A 24,880-nucleotide genomic window follows, 5' to 3' on the forward strand; every position below is an offset into this window, starting at 1 on the left:
ATACAACAGTGTACAAACACCAGTCGTCATTGCGAGGAACGAAGCAATCCCATCGCCAGCAGGGCGAACATACATAGCTACGGGATTGCTTCGTTCCTCGCAATGACACGGTTGGGTTAACTTTATACCTAAATACCTATGTTTATTAAAAAAGCCAGACAGGGAGCTGTTTGGCTTTTTTACTGAGTAAACTTAAAACCGCTTACCTGATCATTACCCCCGGCTTGTTTACAACCGGCAGTTTAATAAAGTTAGAATCTATGATGCTCTCCGGTAAAAAGATAAATTTTTTATCGTAAATCTCTTTACCTATGTAATAGGTCAGCCAGTACTCGTTGGTCAGGCCAAACGTTTGTTCGTCTATCGGTTCAATCAGGGCAAAATTTTTGCTGTCAACGGTAGCAATCATGTGCCGCAGGGTTGATGTCTTTACCTGCTCGCCGTTGCGTTCGCCATAGCCTTTAGACGTGATCAGCACATTTTCAATCGGCTCATTTTTTAAATTAATCAGGTATACATACCATAGTTTGCTTTCCACGCTTTCTTTTTCCAGCGCCACCGCTATGGCAATGTCAGTTACTATATATTCAGGAATGTCTTTAATCATTGATTTAGCAACACAGTAAATTTTCAGTTCTGTTATTTCTTAACTGCCGCTTTTTTAGCAGGGGCCTTTTTGGCTGGCGCCTTCTTTGCCGGCGCTTTTTTGGCTGCCGGTTTCTTTGCAGCCGGCTTTTTTGCTGTAGCGGCAGCCTTACCTTTAGGTGCAACTTCGGTATTTCCGGCTAATGCCTTGCAATCTTCCAGCGTCAGCGTTTGCGGATCTTTACCTTTCGGAATTTTTACGTTTTGCTTGCCGTACTCAATATATAGCCCCCAGCGCCCGTTCAAAATCTTTACATCCGCGTTTTCGGCAAAAGTTTTTATTACCCGTTCGCTGTCGCGCTTGCGTTTTTCATCAATAATCTCGATGGCCTGCGCCTCGGTTACATCTAAGGGGTCAATACCTTTTGGCAATGAATAGAACGCACTGTTGTGGCTGATGTAAGGCCCGAACCTGCCGATAGCAGCCTTCATGGGTTTATCCTCATAATTGCCTACCAGCTTGGGCAGCTTAAACAGTTCCAGCGCTTCTTCCAACGTAATGGTTTCCAGCATCTGGCCGGTGCGCAGGCTTGCATACAGGGGTTTTTCTTCTTCCTCTGTATCGCCTACCTGCACAAACGGGCCGTAACGGCCAATGCGTACCGATATTTTCTTGCCGCTTTCGGGGTGCGCCCCCAATTCGCGCTCACCACGCGCCTTATCAGCAGTTTGGATGGTGCTTTGTACTTCCTTGTGGAAAGGGTCGTAAAACTTGCGGATCATTTCCGTCCATTCCTGCAACCCCTGGGCAATCTCGTCGAACTGCTTTTCTACATTGGCGGTAAAGTGGAAATCCACAATGCCCTCAAAATGCTGCACCAGAAAATCATTTACCACCGCGCCAATATCCGTAGGAAACAGTTTACTGCGTTCGGCACCTGTATTTTCGGTGCGTTCCTCTTTTTGTATGTTGCCGCCTTTCAGGGTCATTACCCTGAAGTTGCGGGTTTTGCCATCACGGTCTTCCTTCACCACATAACCACGGTTTTGAATGGTAGATATGGTAGGGGCGTAGGTAGACGGCCGGCCAATGCCCAATTCTTCCAGCTTTTTTACCAGACTGGCTTCTGTATATCGCGGCGCAGGGCGCGAGTAGCGCTCAGTGGCCGACATCTGGTCTAATTCCAGCCGCTGCCCTTTACTAAGCGGCGGCAACATGGCTTCTTCACCTGTGGATGCCTTACCGTCTTCTTCCTCGTCCGACGACTCCAGGTAAACCTTCAGGAAGCCGTCAAACTTCATGACCTCACCATTGGCTACCAGTTCCTCTTTGCGGGTGGAGATGGTAATTTTGGCCGTGGTTTTTTCAAACTGGGCTTCACTCATCTGCGAGGCGATGGCACGTTTCCAGATTAGGTCATACAACCGTTTCTCGGCGGCATCGCCATCTACCGAATGCTGATTGAAATAGGTAGGGCGTATGGCCTCGTGCGCTTCCTGGGCACTGGCCGATTTGGTTTTAAATTTTCGTTGCTGATGATACTGATTGCCGTAAGCGCTGTTGATTTCCTGCGCCGCACTGTTCAGCGCCAGGTCAGACAGGTTAACGCTATCGGTGCGCATATAGGTAATTTTACCAGACTCGTACAGCTTTTGCGCTACCGACATGGTGCGCGACACCGAGAAGCCCAACTTACGGCTGGCCTCTTGCTGCAATGTAGACGTAGTAAACGGAGCAGCAGGCGAGCGTTTGGAAGGCCGCGTTTCCAGCGACTTTACCTCATATAATGCTTGGATACAATCCTGCAAAAACTTTTCGGCATCTTCCTGTTTTGTAAACCGTTCCTGCAGTTCGGCATCAAAGGCTTGCTTGCCCCTGCCAAAGCGGGCCACCACCTTAAAGGCGGCTTCTGCCTTAAACCGGGTTACTTCGCGCTCGCGGTCAACAATTAAACGTACCGCTACGGATTGTACACGGCCGGCAGACAAGGAGGGCTTTACTTTTTTCCATAATACCGGCGATAGCTCAAAACCTACCAAACGGTCCAATACACGGCGGGCCTGCTGGGCATTCACCAGATCATAGTCAATCTGCCGGGGGTTATCAATGGCTTTTATAATAGCCGGCTTCGTGATTTCGTGAAACACAATGCGCTTGGTGCGGTCGGCTTTCAGGCCCAGCGTTTCATACAGATGCCAGGAAATGGCTTCGCCCTCCCGGTCCTCGTCCGAGGCAAGCCAAACCATCTCGGCATCCTTGGCCAGCTTCTTTAATTCACTTACAATGTGCTTTTTATCGGCCGGTACTTCATAGGTTTGCTTGAAGTTGTTTTCAATGTCAATGGCATCCTCCGATTTTTTTAAATCGCGGATGTGCCCGTAACTCGACTTCACCACAAAGTCTTTACCCAAGTACCCTTCAATAGTTTTTGCCTTGGCAGGAGATTCTACAATCAGTAAATTTTTAGCCATTAACGCCGTTTAATTTTTTGCAAATAACGCACAAACCAAGCCAAACCCAAATTTTATTGGATTTAAAATGCTAAGTTTATTAGAAATAGAGCGAAGAAGTGATGTGGTTTGAAAGAAACAGGAACCGGAATTACATTAAAAATCCGCCGCCCAGCAGGTCATTGCCCTCGTAAAAAACAGCCGATTGCCCCGGCGCAATACCCGCCACCTGGTGATGAAAATCAACCTTCACATGCTCGCCAATCTGTACTACCGTACTCTCGGCACCGGCATCCTTGTACCTGATTTTAGTAACCGCCTGCATAGGTTCGGTGATGCTTTCGTACTTCACCATGTTTACATTACGTATCCAGGCTTCCTTGCGATCCAGTTCGGCCTGCGTACCCAATACCACTATATTGGTTGCAGCATCGATACGGATTACGAACATGGGCTGCCCCAAAGCGATGCCTAAGCCTTTGCGCTGGCCAATGGTATAAAAGGGGTAACCCTGATGCTTGCCTACCACCTTTCCATCGCTTAAAATAAAGTTGCCCGGCCCAACGCGCTCGTCCAGGTCTTCCACCTTGTGGCGCAAAAAGGCGCGGTAATCATTATCGGGCACAAAGCATATTTCGTAACTCTCGCTCTTGCCGGCCAGCTCTACCTGCCCCATATCCAGGGCCATCTGCCTGATTTCGGCCTTGGTAAAACTGCCTAACGGAAACCGGGTACGTGCCAGGTTTTGCTGCGATACGCCCCACAGCACATAAGATTGGTCTTTGTTCTCGTCTAACCCTTTCGAAACCACATAGCGGCCGTTATCCTGCGGGCGGATGTTGGCATAATGGCCGGTGGCAATAAATTCGCAGTCCAGCTTGTCGGCACGCTTCAGCAGCGCATCCCACTTGATGTGGGTATTACACAACACGCAGGGGTTAGGTGTGCGCCCGGCCAGGTATTCATCAATAAAATTGTCAATCACATAATTGCCAAACTCATTGCGTATATCGAGGATGTAATGCGGAAAGCCGTAACCTACGGCTAAGGCACGGGCATCGTTAATGCTATCCAGACTGCAGCAGCCGGTTTCTTTAGAATTGGTACCCGATGAGGCATAGTCCCATGTTTTCATGGTAAGGCCAATCACCTCATAACCCTGCTCATGCAGCATAATGGAGGCTACCGAACTATCCACACCGCCACTCATGGCCACCAATATTCTACCGTGCTTGCTCATTGATGGGGCAAATATACGCATAAGGGCCGAGGTAGGGAAAAAGGCCGGTCAGTACAACGTCAAATGCAGCTGCTTATACAGGCTGCATGTTTATGCCCCATCAGGTATTTTCAACATGGTGCGGCATGATATATAAGGTGATTTTAATAAGGGATATTTTCTCCAATTGTATAAAGGGCAGACGGAACTATGGATTTACTGCCGGTGAGTACGTCAGCTACGATTTTCGGTAGATTATTTGCGTTTTATCGACTTTTATGGCTTTTTATGAACTTTTATGAGCCTTTAAAGGTGCTGTTTATGCGGAAATTAACAGGCGGCAGGGTAGGCGTTTGGTACAAATTATACAAAACCGGAAAAAACTTAAGTCAATAAACTTTATCTTGCAGCGATAATTATTTATAAGCCGCAGTTAAGTAATATACTTGCCTATATGATTTCGCCTACCCTTATTCATCTGCCCAAACTACTTGATGACCGGGGCAACCTGTCGTTTTTAGAAAACAAGGCGCAGATACCCTTTGACATCAAGCGTGTCTACTGGATATACGATGTCCCGGGCGGCAATGAGTGGGGTGGTAATGCTTATCGTGCTGACTGTGAGGTGATTATAGCGCTTTCCGGCAGTTTTGATATTACCGTTGATAACGGCAGGGGAGCGCAGCGTTTCTCATTAAACCGTTCGTATTCGGCATTATACATTCCGCCCCTGCATTGGAAAACCATGCACAATTTCTCAACTAACTCACTGGCCCTCATTGTAACGGATCAGTTCTATAATCCCGAGCAGTACATCAGGGACTGGGCGCAGTTTAAACAGGTAGTTAATGTCTAAATACACCGTTTTTGATTGTTTTACCCTTGGGTTGCACCGGTATAAAGACCGTACCGGAAACCTTACAGCTGTAGAGAATTTTAAAGATATACCGTTCGAAATCAAGCGGGTATATTACTTGTATGATGTGCCGGGCGGAGAATCAAGGGGGGCACACGGACATAAAGACCTGGAGCAGTTGATAGTTGCGGCCAGCGGTTCATTTGATGTAAGCATCAGCGATGGTGCGAATAAGAAAACCGTAAACCTGAACCGGCCATACATCGGTTTATATTTAAAGCCGGGTATGTGGCGCGAGCTGCACAACTTTTCATCGGGCGCCATTGTACTGGTTTTGGCATCGGGGTTGTACAATGAGGATGATTATCTGCGAAACTTCGACGATTTTCAGGCTTATAAAAAAACCTTCAGCCAACAATAATCTTTCTTAACACCTCATATTTATATGACCGACCTACTTCCGTTTGTTTCCTTTGAACATTCAAACCGCCAGATCAAGGCAGAAATTTTATCTGCCTTTGAAGCCTTTTTTGATCAGCGAAACTACGTGCTGGGCCCTGCAGTTGAACAGTTTGAGCAGGAGTATGCGGCGTTTAACCAGGTAAAATACTCTGTAGGCATCAGTAACGGATTAGATGCGCTGCACATTGCCCTGCGTGCATTAGGTATTACGGAAGATGATGAAGTGATTGTTCCTTCCAACACCTACATTGCTACGGCATTAGCTGTATCTTACGTTGGCGCTGTGCCTGTTTTTGTAGAGCCTGATAAAGCCACCTATAATATTACTGCAACGGGTATCAGTGCAGCCATCACCCCTAAAACCAAAGCCGTAATGCCGGTGCACCTTTACGGGCAGAGCTGCGAAATGGAAGCTATAATGGCACTTGCCGCGAAGCATAGCCTGTTTGTAATAGAAGATAATGCGCAGGCGCAGGGCGCCTCCTATAAGGGTAAACTTACCGGCAGCTGGGGCAATGTTAACGGTACCAGCTTTTACCCCGGCAAAAATCTGGGTGCGTTGGGCGACGCGGGCGCGGTAACTACTAATGATGCACAGTTGGCAAAAAAGGCGGCTACACTGCGCAATTACGGATCCCAAAAGAAATATCATAACGAAGAGATTGGCTATAATATGCGCCTCGACGAGTGCCAGGCCGCCTTTCTTTCTGTCAAATTAAAATACCTGTCTGAATGGACTGCACAGCGGCAGCAAATTGCAGCCTGGTATGATGAAGCGCTGCATGGCGTTAGTGGTTTGATACTGCCGGTAACCGCTGCACAAGCAACGCACGTGTACCATTTATACGTAGTACGTACCCCGCATCGTGATGAATTGTTGAAATATTTACTCAATCAAAACATACAATGCCTGATACATTATCCTATACCGCCGCATTTGCAGCAGGCTTATTCGGGTTTAGGTTTTACTAAAGGAAGTTTTCCGGTTGCAGAAGAGTTGGCTGCTACCTGCCTTAGTTTACCATTGTGGCCAGGTATGCAGCAGAAGCAGGTAGCGCGGGTAGCCGCCGCGGTTAAAGAATTTTTAAGCAACCGCTAAGCGCTGAACCGGTAAAATTTAACAGCTGGTGGCGCTTCAAAGCCGTAAGATTTACGGCTTATCATACGCTTACATTTACAGTAACACTTACGTATCTGTACAAGAGTTCGGGGATATAAAAGATACGTTGGCGGGCTAAAAAAAAGAGCCGCTTAAGTAAGCCAATAATTTTATAAAATGTTGATTATGAATATTCTATAAAATTGTTTTTTTGAATTATGTTAACCTTTGTAAATCCTTTTTGAACAATCAATTAAACGCATCTTGGGTGTACCAAAACCGCCCCCGGTATCAAGTAGAAGTTGCTGACTTCAGCTCGAAAAGCCTTCAGGACTCTTATGGGAAAAACCTCAAAGATGTTTGCATTACGGCAATAAGCAGATAGCCTGAAACCTTAACAACGAAAAAAACGTTTGTTTATACGCTGCTTGATCCCATCACCACTTAAAATATGCGTACATTCTTATTACTGTTGCTTATAACAACCTTGTTCAGCTGCAGAAAAGCTATTCAGCCATCTCCAACCGAAGAAAAAAAAGCGGTTAGTTTGCAATTTGATGCTTCTGCCTATGACAGTAGTGCAAAGCTATATGTACAGATTTTTGATACTGATAGTAAGCATGTATACTATACAGGTACTACCGATATGAATGTTTATTCAGGCAGTACCGAAATTATTCAGGGCAGCTCAGTAACTTTTTCTGTAACCTGTACTGCCAATACCAATATCAGTTCGCAAATTACCTCTAATAATCAGGCGGTATCCACCGGGAACTTTAATGCTTTGCAATCTCCGGGTTTATCTCCTCAGGTGGTATTATATTACAAAGTCCCTTAATTGTATAAAGCGATATTACTTATTATAATTAACAAAGGCTTATTGTTTGATAAGCCTTTGTTAATTAAATCATGTGTTATTTCAGCGAAAACTTTATTTTTTGAGAACCGGCATATAAATAAAACTCTCCGGCTTCTAAATGCAGATGTCCGCCGGCATCCGGAAAGCTCAAGTCCCGCATAGGGTCAATTTCAAAATGGTAGATTGATTTTTTACCGGCCTCAATTTGCTTCTTTTCAAAGTATTTCAATTCTTTAAGCGGCCTGGATATAGAAGCGGCAGGGTCAGTAATGTACCACAATACAGTTTCTTTACCTGCCATGTTACCGGTATTGCTTACTTCCACTTCGGCGATGAGTTTTTGATTTTTAGTGATGCCGGGTGCAGATAATTTAATGTTGCTGTACTGATAGGTAGTATAGCTCAAGCCATATCCAAACCAGTACAATGGGGTAGTGGGTATATCCTGGTACAAGCCTGAGTTAGGGCGGGCGCTTTGGCGCATATCATAATAAATGGGTATCTGCCCTGTGGTAAACGGAAAGGTGATGGCCAGTTTGCCGTTGGGATTGATACGGCCTGATAATATACCGGCCAACGGCGTGCCGCCAGCCAACCCTGGTTGCCACATTTCCACAATAGCATCTGCCAGGGGCTCCAGCTTTGCCAAACCGAGCGGACGGCCATTGTTTAATACCAATACAAGAGGTTTACCGGTTGCTTTTAATGTTTCAGCCAGCTTTTCCTGAATAGCAGGCAACTCAATTACCGAGCGTGAAGTATTTTCGCCTGTCCAAGCCCGTTTTTCGCCCAGGCATAGTATAATAACGTCTGAAGCCTGTGCAGCAGCAACGGCTTCTTTAAAACCCGATTCATCGGTACCGTCAAAATCGGCGCCTTTTGCATAGTTAAAGTGAGTATTGCTGCCAAACTCGTATTGTAAGCCTTCCATTATGGTTTCGGCATCTTTACTGCGGCCTTGCGCGCTCCACGATCCGGTTATATCTTCCCTGTTGTTCGCCATTGGGCCGATTAATGCAATTTGTTTTATGGTATTTTTAACAGGTAAAGTTTGATTTAAATTTTTGAGCAGTACCATAGACTCTTCTGCTAATTGCCCGGCTACTGCTTTACCTTCGGGCTGCAGGTAACGCTCGCTTTCAGGTAGCACAGTAGTATAAGGATGTTCAAATAATCCCAACTGAAATTTAATGCGGAGTATGCTTTTTACCGCATCATCAACCCGGCTTAACGGCACCTTTTTATCGGTTACCAACTGTGCTAAGTTTTCCTGATACACCCGGTCGGTCATGTCCATATCAACACCTGCCATCAACGCTTTTTGTCCGGCTTCGGCCCGGCTGGCGGCTACACCCTGATTCATAAGCTGCTCTACTGAACCCCAGTCCGACACTACAAACCCTTTGAACCCCCACCGGTTTTTTAATACTTCGGTAAGCGTATAGTGATTTGCCGAGGCCGGAATGCCGCTGATGTCATTAAACCCGCTCATTATGGTGGCTGCACCAGCCTTTACGCCGGCCAGATAGGGAGGCATATACGTTTCCCATAATGACTGCGGTGAAACATCGGCATAATGGTAATCGCGGCCGCCTTCAGATAAACCATAACCTACGTAGTGTTTCAGGCAGGCGGCAATACTATAAGGGTCTGACAGGCGATTGCCCTGGTATCCCTGTACCGAAGCAACTGCAAACCGTGCATTGGTATATGGATCTTCGCCATAACCTTCCATTACCCGGCCCCAGCGCGGATCGCGGGCTACATCAATCATAGGTGAAAACGTCCAGTCAATGCCAGAAAGCTTTGATTCCTTTGCCGCCACCGCCGCAGCCCGGGCAGCCAGATCTGTATTGAATGAGCAGGCTTGGGCAATAGCAACAGGGTACAAGGTACGGTAGCCATGTATCACATCATAACCAAAGATAATGGGTATACCCAGGCGCGAACTTTCAACCGCTTTTTTTTGAATCTTATTTCGAAAAACCGGGTCAGAGCCAAAATAGATCAGTGAGCCGATACCATCGGGTATGGCCTTAATGTTTTCGTCTTTATTATTTTCATTGTTATTATTACCGGCGTATGATTGGGAAAGCTGCAATACTTTTTCTTGCAGTGTCATACGGCGCAGCAAATCCTGAACACGGCTTTCCACCGGGGCATTTTTGTTTTTATACAAAGGCTGAGGCTCCTTTGCGGTAAAGGCAGCCGTTAGCAATACAAGTGCGGGTAATAATATTTTTTTTATCATGATATGCTATAGTACAAAGGTTATAAAATGAAATATCAGAAGATTGAAAGTGTACGCTTACAGGTTAAACTACAAATGCAGCCAAATTACATATTGCGCCGGTATTGCCCACCTACTTCGTATAGCGCGTGCGAGATTTGCCCCAGTGAACAGTATTTGCAGGCTTCCATTAAACTTTTAAAGGTATTTTTACCCGCAATGGCTTGTTGCTGCAATTCAGCTAATAACTGCTGCGATTTGTGTGCATTGCGGTTTTTAAACGTTTGTAAATTAGCTATCTGCTGCTGCTTTTCATCTTCTGTGGCCCGTATTACCTCTGCAGGCACTATGGTAGGCGAACCTTTTTTATTCAAAAAGGTGTTCACGCCGATAATCGGAAATTCACCGGTATGCTTCAGCGTTTCATAGTACAGTGATTCTTCCTGTATCTTACTCCGCTGGTACATGGTTTCCATAGCGCCCAATACGCCGCCCCGGTCATTAATACGCTTAAATTCTTCCAGTACGGCTTCTTCCACAAGGTCGGTCAGCTCCTCAATAATGAACGCACCCTGTATCGGGTTCTCATTTTTAGCCAAACCCAATTCCCGGTTAATAATTAATTGTATAGCCATAGCCCGCCTTACCGATTCCTCTGTAGGGGTAGTAATTGCTTCATCATAGGCATTGGTGTGCAACGAGTTACAATTATCATATATGGCATATAATGCCTGCAGGGTAGTACGTATATCGTTAAAGTCAATCTCTTGCGCGTGTAAGGAGCGGCCGCTGGTTTGAATGTGGTACTTCAGCTTTTGCGAGCGGTCATTACCCCTATATTTGTTTTTAATGGCTTTGGCCCAAATGCGCCGGGCTACGCGCCCTATCACCGAATATTCAGGATCAATACCATTAGAGAAAAAGAACGACAGATTAGGGGCGAAGTCGTCAATGTGCATGCCCCGGCTCAGGTAATACTCTACATAAGTGAAACCGTTTGCCAGGGTAAAGGCCAGCTGTGTAACCGGATTGGCGCCAGCTTCGGCAATGTGATAGCCTGAAATAGATACGGAGTAAAAGTTGCGTACTTTCTGTTCAATAAAATACTGCTGTATATCGCCCATCATCCGCAAGGCAAACTCTGTAGAAAAGATACAGGTGTTTTGCGCCTGATCTTCCTTTAAAATATCCGCCTGAACGGTACCGCGTACAGTGGCAATGGCGTAAGATTTTATTTGCTGGTAAACGTCGTCAGGCAGTACTTGGTCACCGGTTAAGCCAAGTAACATTAAGCCGAGTCCGTTATTGCCTTTAGGCAGCTCCTGCAACCCCTCAGTGCTGGCCGCATAGGTTGGCCGCTTCAAAAGGTTATCATCATATAATTCCTTGTATTTAGCTTCTACTGCCGGTTGCAGCCCGTGCTCAATAATGTACTTTTCGCACTGCTGGTCAATGGCAGCATTTATAAAAAAGCCTAACAGCATAGGGGCAGGGCCGTTAATGGTCATAGATACCGACGTAGATGCTTTGCACAAATCAAAACCTGAATACAGCTTTTTGGCATCATCAAGCGTTGCTATGCTCACCCCGGAATTACCTATTTTGCCGTAAATATCAGGGCGTGTATGCGGGTCTTCACCATACAAGGTTACCGAGTCAAACGCAGTTGACAAGCGGTGCGCCGGCTGGTCGAGCGATACATAGTGGAAGCGTTTGTTGGTACGCTCGGGGCCTCCCTCGCCGGCAAACATACGGGTGGGGTCTTCACCTTCGCGCTTCAACGGGAACACACCGGCTGCGTAAGGAAATTCGCCAGGCACGTTTTCGGTTAACAACCAGCGCAATACATCGCCCCAGGCCTCATATTTAGGTAATGAAATCTTAGGTATGCGCAGTTGTGATAATGAAGTAGTGAATAAAGGTTGCTTAATCTCTTTATCGCGTACTTTGTAAATAAAGTTGTCGGCCTTATATTTTTCAAGGGTAGCCGGCCAGTCACGCAGCATCCGTTTGCATTCGGGGTGCAGGTGTTCTTCTAACCAGGTGTAAACTTCATGTAAGCCTTCGGCAGCCGGCGCCAACTTTTCGGTTTGTTTATGATTTGAAAGAGATGGATTGCCAGATAGCTCTATTACTCCTTTAAGCTGGAATAGCTGCTGTGCAATCTTGCATTGCTCGTTTACCCATTCGTCATACGCCTTACTGCTTTCAGTTATTTCAGCCAGGTAACGTATACGGTCGGGCGGAATAATGTAAATTTTTTCAGATTGTTCGCCGGTTATTTTTCCGCTGGTCCGGAAATCAATACCGGTTTTAACCTTAATGGTTTGCATCAGCGCCACAAACAGATTATTCATGCCCGGATCATTAAATTGCGCAGCCATGGTGCCAAATACAGGCAAATCTTCATTCTTAGCGTCCCATAACTGATGGTTTCGCTTGTATTGCTTACGCACATCGCGTATGGCATCTAACGCTCCCCGTTTGTCAAACTTGTTTAAAGCCACCAAATCGGCAAAATCCAGCATGTCAATCTTTTCGAGCTGTGTAGCTGCACCAAATTCCGGCGTCATTACATAGAGCGATACATCGCAGTAATCAGTAATCATCGTATCTGACTGGCCGATGCCCGAAGTTTCTACGATAATAAGATCAAATCCGGCGGCTTTACAGATGTTAATAGATTCCTGCACATGGCCTGACAGGGCCAGATTAGCCTGACGGGTAGCCAGTGAACGCATATATATACGCGGATTATTGATGGCGTTCATGCGGATACGGTCGCCAAGTAAAGCGCCGCCTGTTTTGCGCTTGGAAGGGTCAACCGATATTATGGCCATCGTTTTATCTGTTTCCACCAAAAAACGCCTTACCAGTTCATCCACTAAAGATGATTTTCCCGAACCACCGGTACCTGTAATGCCCAGCACCGGTATAGTAGTAATAGTATCGGTAACCTGTTGTATGCTTGCATTCATCTGTATAGCCTCCTGCGGATAATTTTCCGCAATGGTAATTGCAGTTGCTATCGCACTGATACTTTTCTCAGGCAAGTGCTTTAATTGCCCGTTTAGTTGTGTTTTGGTAGCAAAATCGCATTGCTGCAGCATGTCATTAATCATGCCTTGCAATCCCATCCGCCGTCCGTCATCAGGCGAAAAGATGCGCGCAATACCATATTGATGCAACTCTTCAATCTCGTTCGGCAATATAACACCGCCGCCGCCGCCGAATATTTTAATATGACCGGCCCCGCGCTCATGCAGCAAGTCAAACATATATTGAAAATATTCCAGATGGCCGCCCTGATAAGAAGTAAGCGCAATACCCTGCACATCTTCTTGTATGGCACAGTTCACCACTTCATCTACTGACCGGTTGTGCCCTAAGTGAATAACCTCAGCACCTGACGATTGCAGGATACGCCGCATAATATTTATGGTGGCATCGTGCCCGTCAAACAAAGAGGTAGCAGTTACAAAGCGGATTTTATGTTTCGCCTGGTAGGGGGCAATAGTTTCCATCATAGTGTTACAATTGGTAAGGCAAAACTAACCAAAAAATAAGCTATAACAGGAAGATGATCTGCTTAAAGCGGCGGGCGGTTAACGGCCAGTATTCTTAACTCTTTTGGGTAATAATTATTAATGCGGTTGGGCAATAGTTTGGCCCAGCCCATAGCCTGATTTTTATAGTTCATTAAACTCCAGCCTTTTGTTTCAGAATTTAAGTTGCTGATGTTATCCTTACGCAGGTATGCTATCGCCTGATCATAGTCAAGTTCAGTTATTGCAAAAGCATTCTTATCTAAATCAATACTTAAAGCCAGTTCATGATCCGGAATTAATTCGCTTCCGGCAAGTCTGCCTAATCTTATACCCGATTTTTTAAGGTACAGGTTTTGCTGCAGTAATTGAAGTTTCTCTTTGTGTTGTTGCGGTATGGCCAGCCAGTCTTCGTTTATTTTGAAAAAATAATAGTTGTTAGCATCTTTTAAGTAAGTCTTTAAAGGTTCAATTTCTTTAACCGGCAGTTTTTGTAGCTTTCCGCTTCTCTGCAGCTTTACTTCAGTGCTGCTTCCGGTCTTTTTCAGGCAGGCAATAAATAGCCCTTCGCCTTGTATTTGTCCGGGATAAAAGCGATATCCCCAAGCCTTGTGTGTAGCAGAAGCGGTTTCAACAATTCCCCACGAAATTTCAATGGGTATACGAACACTTTCAAATTCAAATCCTGTACATAACCAATCTAATACCTGTTCATTTTCCTGTACCGAGTAAGAACATGTAGAGTAAATAAGATAACCATCCTGTTTTAACGCCGGATATGCGTCGGCCAATATGCGTTCCTGCCGCTGCTGGCACAGGTTAACGTTAGCTTCCGACCATTCTTGAATTGCATCCGGGTCTTTCCTGAACATGCCCGAACCCGAACAAGGCGCATCTATCAGCATCACATCAAAAAAACCGGGTAAGCGTTTAAAATCCTTGGGGTCATTATTGGTAACTATACAATTGCTGATGCCCCAGCGTGTTAAATTGTCTGATAATACCGGTACACGTGTTTTTATAATTTCATTGGCTACTAATAAATCCTCAGGCCGCATAGCTGAAGCCAGTAATGTGCTCTTACCACCGGGCGCTGCGCAAAGATCAAGCACAGCTGCCTGTTCAGTTAAATGGGGTTTAATATGGTTATATATGTGTGCAACAAACATAGATGATGCTTCCTGCGCATAATAACACCCGGCATGAAATAACGGGTCAAATGTAAACGACGGCCTGTTTTCTAAATAAAAGCCTTCTTTACACCACGGCACCTGGCTAATGTTTCCATTTATTACTGTGTGTTTATACGGATTGTTACGTATTGAAGTGATAACCTCAGCCTCTGTGTGCACATCAATAAATTGCTGCCTGGCGAAACCAGGGGCTTGTACAATAGCATCAAGAAATTTTTCAGGAAGTGATATTTTAGCCATAAAGATGCAAATGTAGCCAATATACCGTTTTACTGCGAAGCCCTATATCCAACAAAAATAAGTTATAATACACTATATGAGTGCTTTTGTAAATACTTAACCTTAACATGAAGCAAATATTTGCAACATGGCAATAAGTAAATTATCTTTGTAGCCCGCCTTCGAGAAATAGCAGGCCGTTCATTGATAGCTACAGGTGAAAAAACTTTAAAAAAGTACTTGGGTGTAATAGGTAAATAAATGTACCTTTGCAGGCCTTCAAAAAGGTAAGTACATTGAAAGTTGGATAGCGCAGATGAGCAGGGAGTGGATTGACTAAAACTGCTTTAAGGCAGCGAATACGCTGCTTTTGCATCTGAATAGAATAAAAATAAATTTAAATTTTATTGTTTATTCGAAAGCTTTTCCTACCTTTGCACTCGCAAAAACGCTGAAGCAAAAAGTTAAAAGCGGAAGTAGCGAAAAGGATATTCAGCGACTGGATATTTAAAAACGAAATGATCGGTCACGCAGAGTGAAAGGTATATAGGAGCTGAACCGTGAGGGGGAGGCGAGGAAGTTCTTTTAAAGGAAGAGAAGATCATGCGAAGGAAGGCGAGGGCCGGAATGCGGGGTGGGCAACCATCTGCAGGAAGGCTGGAGCTGAGAGTAGCATAGAAGACAAGCAAGCAAGGCAAGCATCCCAGTAGAGAGAAGGAAGAAAGATAAGAGAGTCAATTCCGGAGGGGTAGGATTGGAGAGGGCTGAGGCAATAAAAGCGATAGTTATTTATTGATTAGTTTAAAGATTCTATTTTGAGTAATAGGGTCAGAGCAATCAGACAAACCAAGTAATTTTACAATGGAGAGTTTGATCCTGGCTCAGGATGAACGCTAGCGGCAGGCCTAATACATGCAAGTCGGACGGGATTGGGACTTCGGTTCCATGAGAGTGGCGCACGGGTGCGTAACACGTATGTAACCTACCTTCATCAGGGGGATAGCCTCTCGAAAGAGAGATTAACACCGCATAACATCATGGAATAGCATTATTTTATGATCAAATATTTATAGGATGAAGATGGGCATGCGGGACATTAGCTAGTTGGCGGGGTAACGGCCCACCAAGGCGACGATGTCTAGGGGATCTGAGAGGATGGCCCCCCACACTGGTACTGAGACACGGACCAGACTCCTACGGGAGGCAGCAGTAAGGAATATTGGTCAATGGGCGCAAGCCTGAACCAGCCATGCCGCGTGCAGGAAGACGGCCCTACGGGTTGTAAACTGCTTTTGCGCCGGAATAAACCCCTTTACGAGTAGAGGGCTGAATGTACGGCGAGAATAAGGATCGGCTAACTCCGTGCCAGCAGCCGCGGTAATACGGAGGATCCAAGCGTTATCCGGATTTATTGGGTTTAAAGGGTGCGTAGGCGGCCTGTTAAGTCAGGGGTGAAAGCCGGCAGCTCAACTGCCGAAGTGCCTTTGATACTGACGGGCTTGAATGCAGCTGAAGTGGGCGGAATGTGACAAGTAGCGGTGAAATGCATAGAGATGTCACAGAACACCGATTGCGAAGGCAGCTCACTAAAGTGCGATTGACGCTGAGGCACGAAAGCGTGGGGATCAAACAGGATTAGATACCCTGGTAGTCCACGCCCTAAACGATGAACACTCGATGTTGGCGATATACGGTCAGCGTCTAAGCGAAAGCGTTAAGTGTTCCACCTGGGGAGTACGCCCGCAAGGGTGAAACTCAAAGGAATTGACGGGGGCCCGCACAAGCGGAGGAGCATGTGGTTTAATTCGATGATACGCGAGGAACCTTACCCGGGCTTGAAAGTTAGCGAATGGGGCAGAGACGTCCCAGTCCCTTCGGGGACGCGAAACTAGGTGCTGCATGGCTGTCGTCAGCTCGTGCCGTGAGGTGTTGGGTTAAGTCCCGCAACGAGCGCAACCCCTGTGAATAGTTGCCAGCACGTAAAGGTGGGGACTCTATTCAGACTGCCTGTGCAAACAGAGAGGAAGGAGGGGACGACGTCAAGTCATCATGGCCCTTACGTCCGGGGCTACACACGTGCTACAATGGAGGGTACAGCGGGCAGCTACCTGGCAACAGGATGCCAATCTCGTAAAGCCCTTCACAGTTCGGATCGGGGTCTGCAACTCGACCCCGTGAAGTTGGATTCGCTAGTAATCGCGTATCAGCAATGACGCGGTGAATACGTTCCCGGGCCTTGTACACACCGCCCGTCAAGCCATGGAAGCTGGGGGTACCTGAAGTATGCAACCGCAAGGAGCGTCCTAGGGTAAAACCGGTAACTGGGGCTAAGTCGTAACAAGGTAGCCGTACCGGAAGGTGCGGCTGGAATACCTCCTTTCTAGAGCAAGCCATCAGCCCAGTGCTGATCCTGCGCTCCGGAAGCATTGACTGTTAATGTCCAATCCATCTAAACTGGTGAGATGCGGGTTTTGCACCATTTGCCTGTTGAGCTATAACTGCCTGAGCTTAAGCTTACCGGCATGATCTTTTCCTTTCTTTATTATTACAGAACGAACGAAAAAAGTAAAGAGGAAACCCTAAGTAAAGCGGAAAGCTAGAGCAAGCAGGGTGCCTAATTCAAAACTATAGAGTCCCGTAGCTCAGTTTGGTTAGAGCACTACACTGATAATGTAGGGGTCAGCAGTTCAAATCTGCTCGGGACTACTACTGAAGGCTAACAAGCAGCACTTTACGAGAGGGGAATTAGCTCAGCTGGCTAGAGCACCTGCCTTGCACGCAGGGGGTCAACGGTTCGAATCCGTTATTCTCCACGCTGCGAAGCGTTCATTAGTAACAAGTGTTCATTTGTTCATTGGGATAAGACCAATAAACAAATAAACTACTGCACCAGTGAACCATCGCAAAACGTTCTTTGACATCATGGAAAGAAGTAATTGAAGACAAACTGAGTAAGACAACAGTGATAGGGACGGTTGGCTTAGGGAATAGTGAGTTGTGAATAGTGCGTAGTTGGCATCTGCAAGGATAATAACTGATGAACGAATGACCAATGAACGAACGAACTAAAGCGGCCTCCTGGATAAAAGCATACCCGCCGGAGCAAAAGCTGGCGGTGTAGAAGAAAGTAAGAAAGGGCACACGGAGGATGCCTTGGCTTCCAGAGGCGATGAAGGACGTGATAAGCTGCGATAAGCTGCGGGGATTTGCACATAAGAGTTGATCCGCAGATTTCCGAATGGGGAAACCTGATCTACTGAAGGTAGATCGCATGATAATGCGCAAACCCGCTGAACTGAAACATCTAAGTAGGCGGAGGAGAAGAAAACAACAGTGATTTCCTGAGTAGTGGCGAGCGAAAGGGAAACAGCCCAAACCGGCAGTGTTACGGCACTGCCGGGGTTATAGGACTACAATGTGGTATCATCTGAAGAACCGGAAGGGCATGGGAAGGCCCGCCATAGAGCATGAGAGCTGCGTACGGGTAATGAGAGATGGGCTTAGTAGTATCCTGAGTACCGCGAGGTCGGAGACGCCTTGTGGGAATTTGCCGGCACCATCCGGTAAGGCTAAATACTCCTGGAAGACCGATAGTGAACCAGTACCGTGAGGGAAAGGTGAAAAGAACCCCGAGCAGGGGAGTGAAATAGAACCTGAAACCGTGTGCTTACAAGCGGTCGGAGCGTACAAGTTGCGTGACGGCGTGCCTTTTGCATAATGAGCCTACGAGTTACTCTTCTCTGGCAAGGTTAAGGGGTTAAGCCCCGAAGCCGAAGCGAAAGCGAGTCTGAACAGGGCGTGCAGTCAGAGGAGGTAGACGCGAAACCTTGTGATCTACCCATGGTCAGGTTGAAGGTGCCGTAACAGGTACTGGAGGACCGAACCGATAAGCGTTGAAAAGCTTCCGGATGAATTGTGGGTAGGGGTGAAAGGCTAATCAAACTGGGAAATAGCTCGTACTCCCCGAAATGTTTTTAGGAACAGCGTGGCGCATAAAGTTACTTAGAGGTAGAGCTACCAATTGGGTGCGGGGGAGTCAAATCCTACCAAATCCAGATAAACTCCGAATGCTAAGTAATGTTTCGCTGCAGTGAGGCTCTGGGTGCTAAGGTCCAGGGCCGAGAGGGAAAGAACCCAGACCATCAGCTAAGGTCCCCAAATTACCATTAAGTTGAACTAACGAGGTCCGGCTGCACAGACAGCTAGGATGTTGGCTTGGAAGCAGCCATTCATTTAAAGAGTGCGTAACAGCTCACTAGTCGAGCGGCCGGGCATGGATAATAAACGGGCATTAAATGGTATACCGAAGCTATGGATTATAACCTTAGGGTTATACTGGTAGGGGAGCATTCTATCTGCGGAGAAGCCAGAGGCGGCAAGCCCTGGTGGAGGGGATAGAAAAGCAAATGTAGGCATAAGTAACGATAAGGCGGGAGAGAAACCCGCCCACCGAAAGACTAAGGTTTCCTGATCAACGCTAATCGGATCAGGGTTAGTCGGGGCCTAAGGATAAGCCGAAGGGCGATTCCGATGGACAGCAGGTTAATATTCCTGCACTTTTTTACGCTGCGATGCAGTGACGGAGTAGTGACACCTCTGCGAACTGACGGAATAGTTCGTTAAAGGCCGTAGGTATAGGGATGGGAGTTAAGTACCCCGTCTTTGCTGAAAGCTGATAGTACCGCAGACCTTCGGGCGAGTGGATAATGAGGGTAATCAGGCTTCCAAGAAAACCTGCTAAGCTTCAGGCGTAAAAAACCCGTACCGGAAACCGACACAGGTAGTCGAGGAGAGAATCCTAAGGTGCTCGAGTGATTCATGGCTAAGGAACTCGGCAAAATGGCCCTGTAACTTCGGGAGAAGGGGCGCTGGTAGCAATACCAGCCGCAGTGAAAAGGCCCAGGCGACTGTTTAACAAAAACACATGGCTTTGCAAAATCGAAAGATGAAGTATAAGGCCTGACACCTGCCCGGTGCTGGAAGGTTAAGAGGGGATGTTAGTCGCAAGGCGAAGCATTGAATCGAAGCCCCAGTAAACGGCGGCCGTAACTATAACGGTCCTAAGGTAGCGAAATTCCTTGTCGGGTAAGTTCCGACCTGCACGAATGGTGTAACGATCTGGGCGCTGTCTCAGCCATGAGCTCGGTGAAATTGTGGTATCGGTGAAGACGCCGGTTACCCGCAACGGGACGGAAAGACCCCATGCACCTTCACTATAGCTTAACATTGATGCCGGCTGCAGGATGTGTAGGATAGGCGGGAGTCAGTGAAGCGGGTTCGCCAGGACTCGTGGAGACAATCTTGAAATACCGCCCTTTCTGCAGTGGGTGTCTAACTCCGCATAGCGGAGAACATTGTTTGGCGGGTAGTTTGACTGGGGTGGTCGCCTCCAAAAAGGTAACGGAGGCTTTCAAAGGTAAGCTCAGTACGCTTGGTAACCGTACGGGGAGTGCAATAGCATAAGCTTGCTTGACAGTGAGGCAGACAAGCCGAGCTGGGTCGAAAGACGGATATAGTGATCCGGTGGTTCTGCATGGAAGGGCCATCGCTCAAAGGATAAAAGGTACGCTGGGGATAACAGGCTGATCTCCCCCAAGAGCTCATATCGACGGGGAGGTTTGGCACCTCGATGTCGGCTCGTCACATCCTGGGGCTGGAGAAGGTCCCAAGGGTTCGGCTGTTCGCCGATTAAAGTGGCACGCGAGCTGGGTTCAGAACGTCGCGAGACAGTTCGGTCCCTATCTGTTGTGGGCGCAGGAAGTTTGAGTGGGGCTGACCTTAGTACGAGAGGACCGGGTTGGACAAGCCGCTGGTGAACCTGTTATGCCGCCAGGTGTACGGCAGGGTAGCTACGCTTGGAATAGATAAGCGCTGAAAGCATCTAAGTGCGAAACTAGCCACAAGATGAGACTTCCATTGAGGGTCGTAGCAGACGACTACGTTGATAGGTGACAGGTGTAAAGCGGGTGACCGCATAGCCAAGTCATACTAATTGCCCGAAGCTTTCTTCGTAAAAGCGCAACAAGGGCAGGCCGTTAGCAGTAACGCCTGCCCCAAAGCACACAGCAGTATAGAAATATACAAGTATAGCAATATACAAAAGCAACAATAATCACTGCCGGTCTTGCCCGGTTGGTCCTTCAATCCCTTCTTTCCCTGAATTGTCATTGATGAGAATTCAAAAGCCAAAATTCAAAAGTCAACACCTGTAAAGGTCCTGGCTCCTGAATCCTGTCTCTTGATTCAAATCACTTAAAATATTCAGGTGCCTATATCGGCGGTGTCCACCTCTTCCCTTTCCGAACAGAGCAGTTAAGCCCGCCAGAGCCGATGGTACTGCCGTAACAGGCGGAAGAGTAGGTCGGCGCCATCCCTTACCAAAGCCCTTTAAGCACATTCGCTTAAAGGGCTTTTTGCGTTGATGTAGGTATCAGGATGGAATTGCGGAAGATAAAGCAAAACCTTTTGCCCCCGCCCGCGCTTATTCCCCTCATGCCACCTCCACCTAAAGACTGCCAGGCCCTGGTCATCGGCGCAGGACCCAATGGCCTCGCCGCCGCCATTACCCTTCAGCAACATGGGCTACAAACACTCGTTATCGAAGGAAAGCAGCAAATTGGAGAGTGAAAGGGATCCGTTATAGTGAGGAGCAAAGGATAATTGTAGCCTATTATCTTATGCGATATAAAGCCCAGTTGTCGGTTTGATAAACTTTAATCAGCATCAGGCCATGTCCTTGTGCGCGTAAAATTTCAAGGTAACTTTCGTTCAATTGTGTGTAGCCATTAGTGCTATTTTTTCTATTGGCAATCAGCATGTAGTCATCATATTTTTCGGGCGACTCTATGGCGCTTAAATAAGTATCTTCATAAGGCATAGTAAGTGAAGATATATTGTTCGTAAATGCAACAATCGGATAAGCAACTGCGTCGTCTATCAGTACCTGTGTACTGCTGGGCAAACCGTTTAAATAGTTGGCAATATCCATGCTTTCATCTTGCGCAACAAGTGGTTCTTTATGAAGTAACGTCGCCATAAAGTTCTGCTCTTCCGGTATGGACGATTTTTTTAAAAAGATATACCCGGTATAAATTTGAACCACAATCATGAAGGCAAATACCAATTTGAAGCCAAATTGCTTTTTTACAGGCTTTGCTTTGTATATGATACACAACAAGCTTAGTATTAAAAAAATGATGAAGTACTGATGCGGAAGGTAACTTTTATCATATTTAACTCTTAAAAATTCAATCAGGCCAAACGGAGTAATTATCGTTAACACCTGATACAAGTATTGCCGGTAAAGGTATAGCGCCAAAATAACTAAGGGACAATAAATAAGTGCTTTGAAAGAAAGAAGAATGGATGCTTCAGATAAGAAAGATACAGATCGCTGATTGAACACACTATACTCAACCTTATCTGTAAGTACACTCCAGGTGGCGTAGGGGCTTTCTAAAAAGTAATTTAAGTCATTAGCATGTGTAAGGTTGAGCATCTTATAGATCATTATTGACGAAAGCGGCAATATGAATATAATCATGTATATGGAGAAGGTTTTGTTGATGAGCTTGCGCCTGAGCGAAGGATTATTAAAACTTAAAAACAACCTGAATATAGATTCGCGTTCACTTAAATTAAGTGTATGAATTGCTATTGACAAGATCAGCGGGATGAAAAACAATGCCAACCAAATAAATTTATAATCGCTGAAGACAAGCAAAACGAAGCAGATGCTGGCTATAGAAACATGGAATGTTGTGTTGGAGTTGTAAAACTTTAATATGTTCAAGAAGAAAAGATAAAAGAAGATGAGTATAGCGTATATAGACTTTCCTGAACATGCAGTATAAATTAATCCGGGATGAAATAAAAACAGAACAGATAGTAACAACAAATAGTAGCTATCATTAAATCTTTTTTCCAACGTGCTTGCCATTATGTAAAACAACACAGCAGTACCCAATGCTGACGCAATAACCGGCGCAAGCGAAAAATTGATGGAGGTAAATAAAAAAGCGCCATAAAAAGGAATTAACGGGGAAGTGAGCCCCATTATCTTCAGTTTATTACCTACTCCATTGATTATAACCCTTGATTTTTCAATATAAAACAATGATTCCTGGTTATAATAACCAAGTTTATTCATGTAAATACCCAAAATGATATAATAAGCAGCAAGTACTACTGTGATTAGTAGCAGGTAAAGTCCTTTATTATCTCTCATTTAATAACGTTTGGAGAATTATTCACCTTACTGATCCCATGATTTGTTTTTTCCCAGTAAAAGGGGTTTACAATAAGCTGATACAAGCCTTTATATGCTGCAATAGAATGCATTAACCAGTATATGGGGTTGGCAATGGCAAACAAAATAAGTTCATAATATTTTCTCTTGAATACGGCCATCATATTTACGTAGATCATAAGTATGTTACCCACCATAAGGTTAAAAATGGCCATAAACAGCACCCAATCCGGAAACAAGATTCGTATTGTTTTAATATCAAATATTACATAGCAAATAAATATGGCCAGCAAAAGCGGGTAGATTAAAAACATTACAGGGGTAGCGCCAATAAAGAAATTGAATCCTAAAAAACCTTTCCATCCTATTTTTTTAATCAAGCCTGATGGGCTGCGCATATGCACTAAAAAAGTTTGCATGTAGCCTTTTATCCACCTTGACCGCTGGCGTATCCAGTTAGAAAAGTCATTATTAGCTTCTTCATAAGTGGTTGAGTTAACAATGGCTACCTTGTAGCCTTTGGCGTAGGCACGCACCCCTAAGTCGGCATCTTCAGTTACATTAAAGGCATCCCAACCACCTAATTCAATCAGGCGATCTAACTTAAAGTGATTGCTGGTACCACCAAGCGGGATAGGAATATCAAGCGTGTCTAAACCCGGCAACATATAATCAAACCAGTAAGAATATTCAAGCGTAAACATCCGTGTAAGGAAATTTTCATTGCGGTTAAAATAATTCAATGCGCATTGAATACAAATATAATAGGAGGGTAACTTGTTAAACAGGGTAACTACCTTTTTTAGCTGATCGGTATCGGGTATATCTTCTGCATCGTATATAGTTAAAAACTTTCCTTTGGAAAAATGAAGACCGTAATTACAAGCTTTAGGTTTTGTTTTTGGCATATGAAAGGGTACTACAATTACCTCAAATATGGCCGGAAAATCTAAATCTCGTACCGCATTCAGCGTTTTCTCGTCGTCTTCTTCAATGAGAAGTTTAATGTCTAATTTTTCGCGGGGGTAATCGATACTCTGTAAGTTCCAGATAAGTTTTTTAATTAATTTATCCTCTTTATATACGGGAAGATGAATTGTATATACCGGCAGCTCATCATCTGTTGTGCGTTTCAGATCAGCACGCGTAACGGCCTGATACAATTCAAAACGTGATCCTACGAGTGCAAGAAACAGTTTAAAAGAAATAGATATTAAGAAAAAAATGCTCAGCAATACGTTGATTACAATGGCTGTAATCTTGAAGTTATATATTAAGAAAAAAAATGTTGTAGCAAATAAAACGAAAAAAAACATTTTTTGCTTTGGGGTGAAAACCTTTCTTGCAGAATTGTCCGGATCCTGGTTAAATAGGTCATACACGGCATGTTTCACATAGTTTTCCCCTAATAATTTATGGCTCATCCAAACGATGTCCAGGTCATCGGCGATAATAACCTCCGGCTCCAAATCGTATGTAAACCTGATGAAATCAAGATAAAGATCATCGGCCGGGTCTGACATTAAGGTTACCAGTTTGCCGTTTTCAATGCGTAGGGGTAAGGCCAGGCGCTCAATGGCAAAATTTAGATCTATTTGCTTTACTACTTGTTCGTCATATTCTTGCTGGCGGGCGGGCTGTATGATATAGCCGGCTTGGATTAATGAACGTTCATAGTTTTTTCGGGAGATATACCCAAAATTTAAGGCGGTTTTTATAAAAGACTGATGGTTTGCATCAGCAAGATCTGAAATTTTCTGGTAGGTAGCCGATGTAATAAAACCATTTTCGATCAGTATACGGCCGGTACTGCTAATTTCGATATGATCTGCTGTACCATTATCTATGGTTTGAGAAGCTGCGTTAATCATTTAAAAGGCAGTGTAGCGGTTATGAAACAAGGTAACTGAGCAA

General features: G+C 45.5%; 13 protein-coding genes, 2 tRNA genes and 3 rRNA genes. 10 read left to right on the forward strand and 8 right to left on the reverse strand.

The window, feature by feature from the left end:
* Window positions 1–202: 202 nt before the first annotated feature.
* The 3 genes from ACY652_RS15140 to mnmA all read right to left on the reverse strand — a co-directional run bounded on the left by ACY652_RS15140 (window position 203) and on the right by mnmA (window position 4,276).
* The gene (locus tag ACY652_RS15140) at window positions 203–607 is read right to left on the reverse strand and encodes a hypothetical protein (RefSeq protein ID WP_462265226.1); all 405 of its coding nucleotides are present in this window, start codon (window positions 605–607) and stop codon (window positions 203–205) included.
* A 32-nt stretch (window positions 608–639) separates the two neighbouring features.
* Window positions 640–3,057 carry a type I DNA topoisomerase gene (topA, locus tag ACY652_RS15145; protein ID WP_462265227.1) on the reverse strand — a complete coding sequence of 806 codons (2,418 nt, stop codon included), beginning with the start codon at window positions 3,055–3,057 and terminating at the stop codon, window positions 640–642.
* A 130-nt stretch (window positions 3,058–3,187) separates the two neighbouring features.
* The gene (gene mnmA / locus ACY652_RS15150) at window positions 3,188–4,276 is read right to left on the reverse strand and encodes a tRNA 2-thiouridine(34) synthase MnmA (protein ID WP_462265228.1); all 1,089 of its coding nucleotides are present in this window, start codon (window positions 4,274–4,276) and stop codon (window positions 3,188–3,190) included.
* Between the two features lie 433 nt (window positions 4,277–4,709).
* Between mnmA and ACY652_RS15155 the strand changes: the two genes are divergently transcribed.
* From ACY652_RS15155 to ACY652_RS15170, 4 genes are all read left to right on the forward strand, one after another.
* A complete protein-coding gene (locus ACY652_RS15155; protein ID WP_462265229.1) occupies window positions 4,710–5,111 on the forward strand; it encodes a sugar 3,4-ketoisomerase in 402 nt (133 codons plus the stop codon).
* Window positions 5,104–5,532: a sugar 3,4-ketoisomerase gene (locus ACY652_RS15160; protein ID WP_462265230.1), complete on the forward strand. Its 429-nt coding sequence runs from the start codon at window positions 5,104–5,106 to the stop codon at window positions 5,530–5,532. The genes ACY652_RS15155 and ACY652_RS15160 overlap by 8 nt, the downstream gene beginning before the upstream one ends.
* A gap of 24 nt (window positions 5,533–5,556) precedes the next feature.
* On the forward strand, window positions 5,557–6,672 hold the full coding sequence (locus tag ACY652_RS15165; protein ID WP_462265231.1) for a DegT/DnrJ/EryC1/StrS family aminotransferase: 1,116 nt from the start codon (window positions 5,557–5,559) through the stop codon (window positions 6,670–6,672).
* Between the two features lie 451 nt (window positions 6,673–7,123).
* Window positions 7,124–7,510 (forward strand): hypothetical protein, encoded by a 387-nt coding sequence (locus ACY652_RS15170; RefSeq protein WP_462265232.1) that lies wholly within the window; start codon window positions 7,124–7,126, stop codon window positions 7,508–7,510.
* Window positions 7,511–7,586: 76 nt separating this feature from the next.
* Here ACY652_RS15170 and ACY652_RS15175 read toward each other — a convergent pair whose 3' ends face one another.
* From ACY652_RS15175 to ACY652_RS15185, 3 genes are all read right to left on the reverse strand, one after another.
* Window positions 7,587–9,782 (reverse strand): glycoside hydrolase family 3 N-terminal domain-containing protein, encoded by a 2,196-nt coding sequence (locus ACY652_RS15175; protein ID WP_462265233.1) that lies wholly within the window; start codon window positions 9,780–9,782, stop codon window positions 7,587–7,589.
* Between the two features lie 86 nt (window positions 9,783–9,868).
* Window positions 9,869–13,285: a methylmalonyl-CoA mutase family protein gene (locus ACY652_RS15180; RefSeq protein WP_462268271.1), complete on the reverse strand. Its 3,417-nt coding sequence runs from the start codon at window positions 13,283–13,285 to the stop codon at window positions 9,869–9,871.
* A 65-nt stretch (window positions 13,286–13,350) separates the two neighbouring features.
* Window positions 13,351–14,739 (reverse strand): methyltransferase RsmF C-terminal domain-like protein, encoded by a 1,389-nt coding sequence (locus tag ACY652_RS15185; protein WP_462265234.1) that lies wholly within the window; start codon window positions 14,737–14,739, stop codon window positions 13,351–13,353.
* An 837-nt stretch (window positions 14,740–15,576) separates the two neighbouring features.
* Between ACY652_RS15185 and ACY652_RS15190 the strand changes: the two genes are divergently transcribed.
* The 6 genes from ACY652_RS15190 (at window position 15,577) to ACY652_RS15215 (ending at window position 21,345) form a co-directional block, all read left to right on the forward strand.
* Window positions 15,577–17,098 (forward strand): 16S ribosomal RNA (locus tag ACY652_RS15190).
* Between the two features lie 251 nt (window positions 17,099–17,349).
* Window positions 17,350–17,424: transfer RNA gene (locus tag ACY652_RS15195), tRNA-Ile, on the forward strand.
* A gap of 33 nt (window positions 17,425–17,457) precedes the next feature.
* Window positions 17,458–17,531 (forward strand) — tRNA-Ala (locus ACY652_RS15200).
* 307 nt (window positions 17,532–17,838) lie between these two features.
* Window positions 17,839–20,730 (forward strand): 23S ribosomal RNA (locus ACY652_RS15205).
* A 249-nt stretch (window positions 20,731–20,979) separates the two neighbouring features.
* Window positions 20,980–21,091, forward strand: a 5S ribosomal RNA gene (gene rrf, locus ACY652_RS15210).
* Together the 16S, 23S and 5S rRNA genes with 2 tRNA genes alongside form the textbook arrangement of a ribosomal RNA operon.
* A gap of 119 nt (window positions 21,092–21,210) precedes the next feature.
* Window positions 21,211–21,345, forward strand: coding sequence for an FAD-binding protein (locus tag ACY652_RS15215; protein WP_462268274.1), 135 nt, complete (start codon window positions 21,211–21,213; stop codon window positions 21,343–21,345).
* A gap of 43 nt (window positions 21,346–21,388) precedes the next feature.
* Here ACY652_RS15215 and ACY652_RS15220 read toward each other — a convergent pair whose 3' ends face one another.
* Window positions 21,389–22,945 carry a hypothetical protein gene (locus tag ACY652_RS15220; protein ID WP_462265235.1) on the reverse strand — a complete coding sequence of 519 codons (1,557 nt, stop codon included), beginning with the start codon at window positions 22,943–22,945 and terminating at the stop codon, window positions 21,389–21,391.
* Window positions 22,942–24,837: a glycosyltransferase family 2 protein gene (locus ACY652_RS15225; protein ID WP_462265236.1), complete on the reverse strand. Its 1,896-nt coding sequence runs from the start codon at window positions 24,835–24,837 to the stop codon at window positions 22,942–22,944. The genes ACY652_RS15220 and ACY652_RS15225 overlap by 4 nt, the downstream gene beginning before the upstream one ends.
* Window positions 24,838–24,880 lie beyond the last annotated feature (43 nt).

Source organism: Mucilaginibacter sp., assembly GCF_965200995.1.
Lineage (GTDB): Bacteria > Bacteroidota > Bacteroidia > Sphingobacteriales > Sphingobacteriaceae > Mucilaginibacter.

Bases quoted from the DNA above. Each gene is read 5' to 3' on its own strand.
- ACY652_RS15140 (WP_462265226.1), bottom strand. From the start codon at position 607: ATGATTAAAGACATTCCTGAATATATAGTAACTGACATTGCCATAGCG.
- topA (WP_462265227.1), bottom strand. From the start codon at position 3,057: ATGGCTAAAAATTTACTGATTGTAGAATCTCCTGCCAAGGCAAAAACT.
- mnmA (WP_462265228.1), bottom strand. From the start codon at position 4,276: ATGAGCAAGCACGGTAGAATATTGGTGGCCATGAGTGGCGGTGTGGAT.
- ACY652_RS15155 (WP_462265229.1), top strand. From the start codon at position 4,710: ATGATTTCGCCTACCCTTATTCATCTGCCCAAACTACTTGATGACCGG.
- ACY652_RS15160 (WP_462265230.1), top strand. From the start codon at position 5,104: ATGTCTAAATACACCGTTTTTGATTGTTTTACCCTTGGGTTGCACCGG.
- ACY652_RS15165 (WP_462265231.1), top strand. From the start codon at position 5,557: ATGACCGACCTACTTCCGTTTGTTTCCTTTGAACATTCAAACCGCCAG.
- ACY652_RS15170 (WP_462265232.1), top strand. From the start codon at position 7,124: ATGCGTACATTCTTATTACTGTTGCTTATAACAACCTTGTTCAGCTGC.
- ACY652_RS15175 (WP_462265233.1), bottom strand. From the start codon at position 9,782: ATGATAAAAAAAATATTATTACCCGCACTTGTATTGCTAACGGCTGCC.
- ACY652_RS15180 (WP_462268271.1), bottom strand. From the start codon at position 13,285: ATGGAAACTATTGCCCCCTACCAGGCGAAACATAAAATCCGCTTTGTA.
- ACY652_RS15185 (WP_462265234.1), bottom strand. From the start codon at position 14,739: ATGGCTAAAATATCACTTCCTGAAAAATTTCTTGATGCTATTGTACAA.
- ACY652_RS15215 (WP_462268274.1), top strand. From the start codon at position 21,211: ATGCCACCTCCACCTAAAGACTGCCAGGCCCTGGTCATCGGCGCAGGA.
- ACY652_RS15220 (WP_462265235.1), bottom strand. From the start codon at position 22,945: ATGAGAGATAATAAAGGACTTTACCTGCTACTAATCACAGTAGTACTT.
- ACY652_RS15225 (WP_462265236.1), bottom strand. From the start codon at position 24,837: ATGATTAACGCAGCTTCTCAAACCATAGATAATGGTACAGCAGATCAT.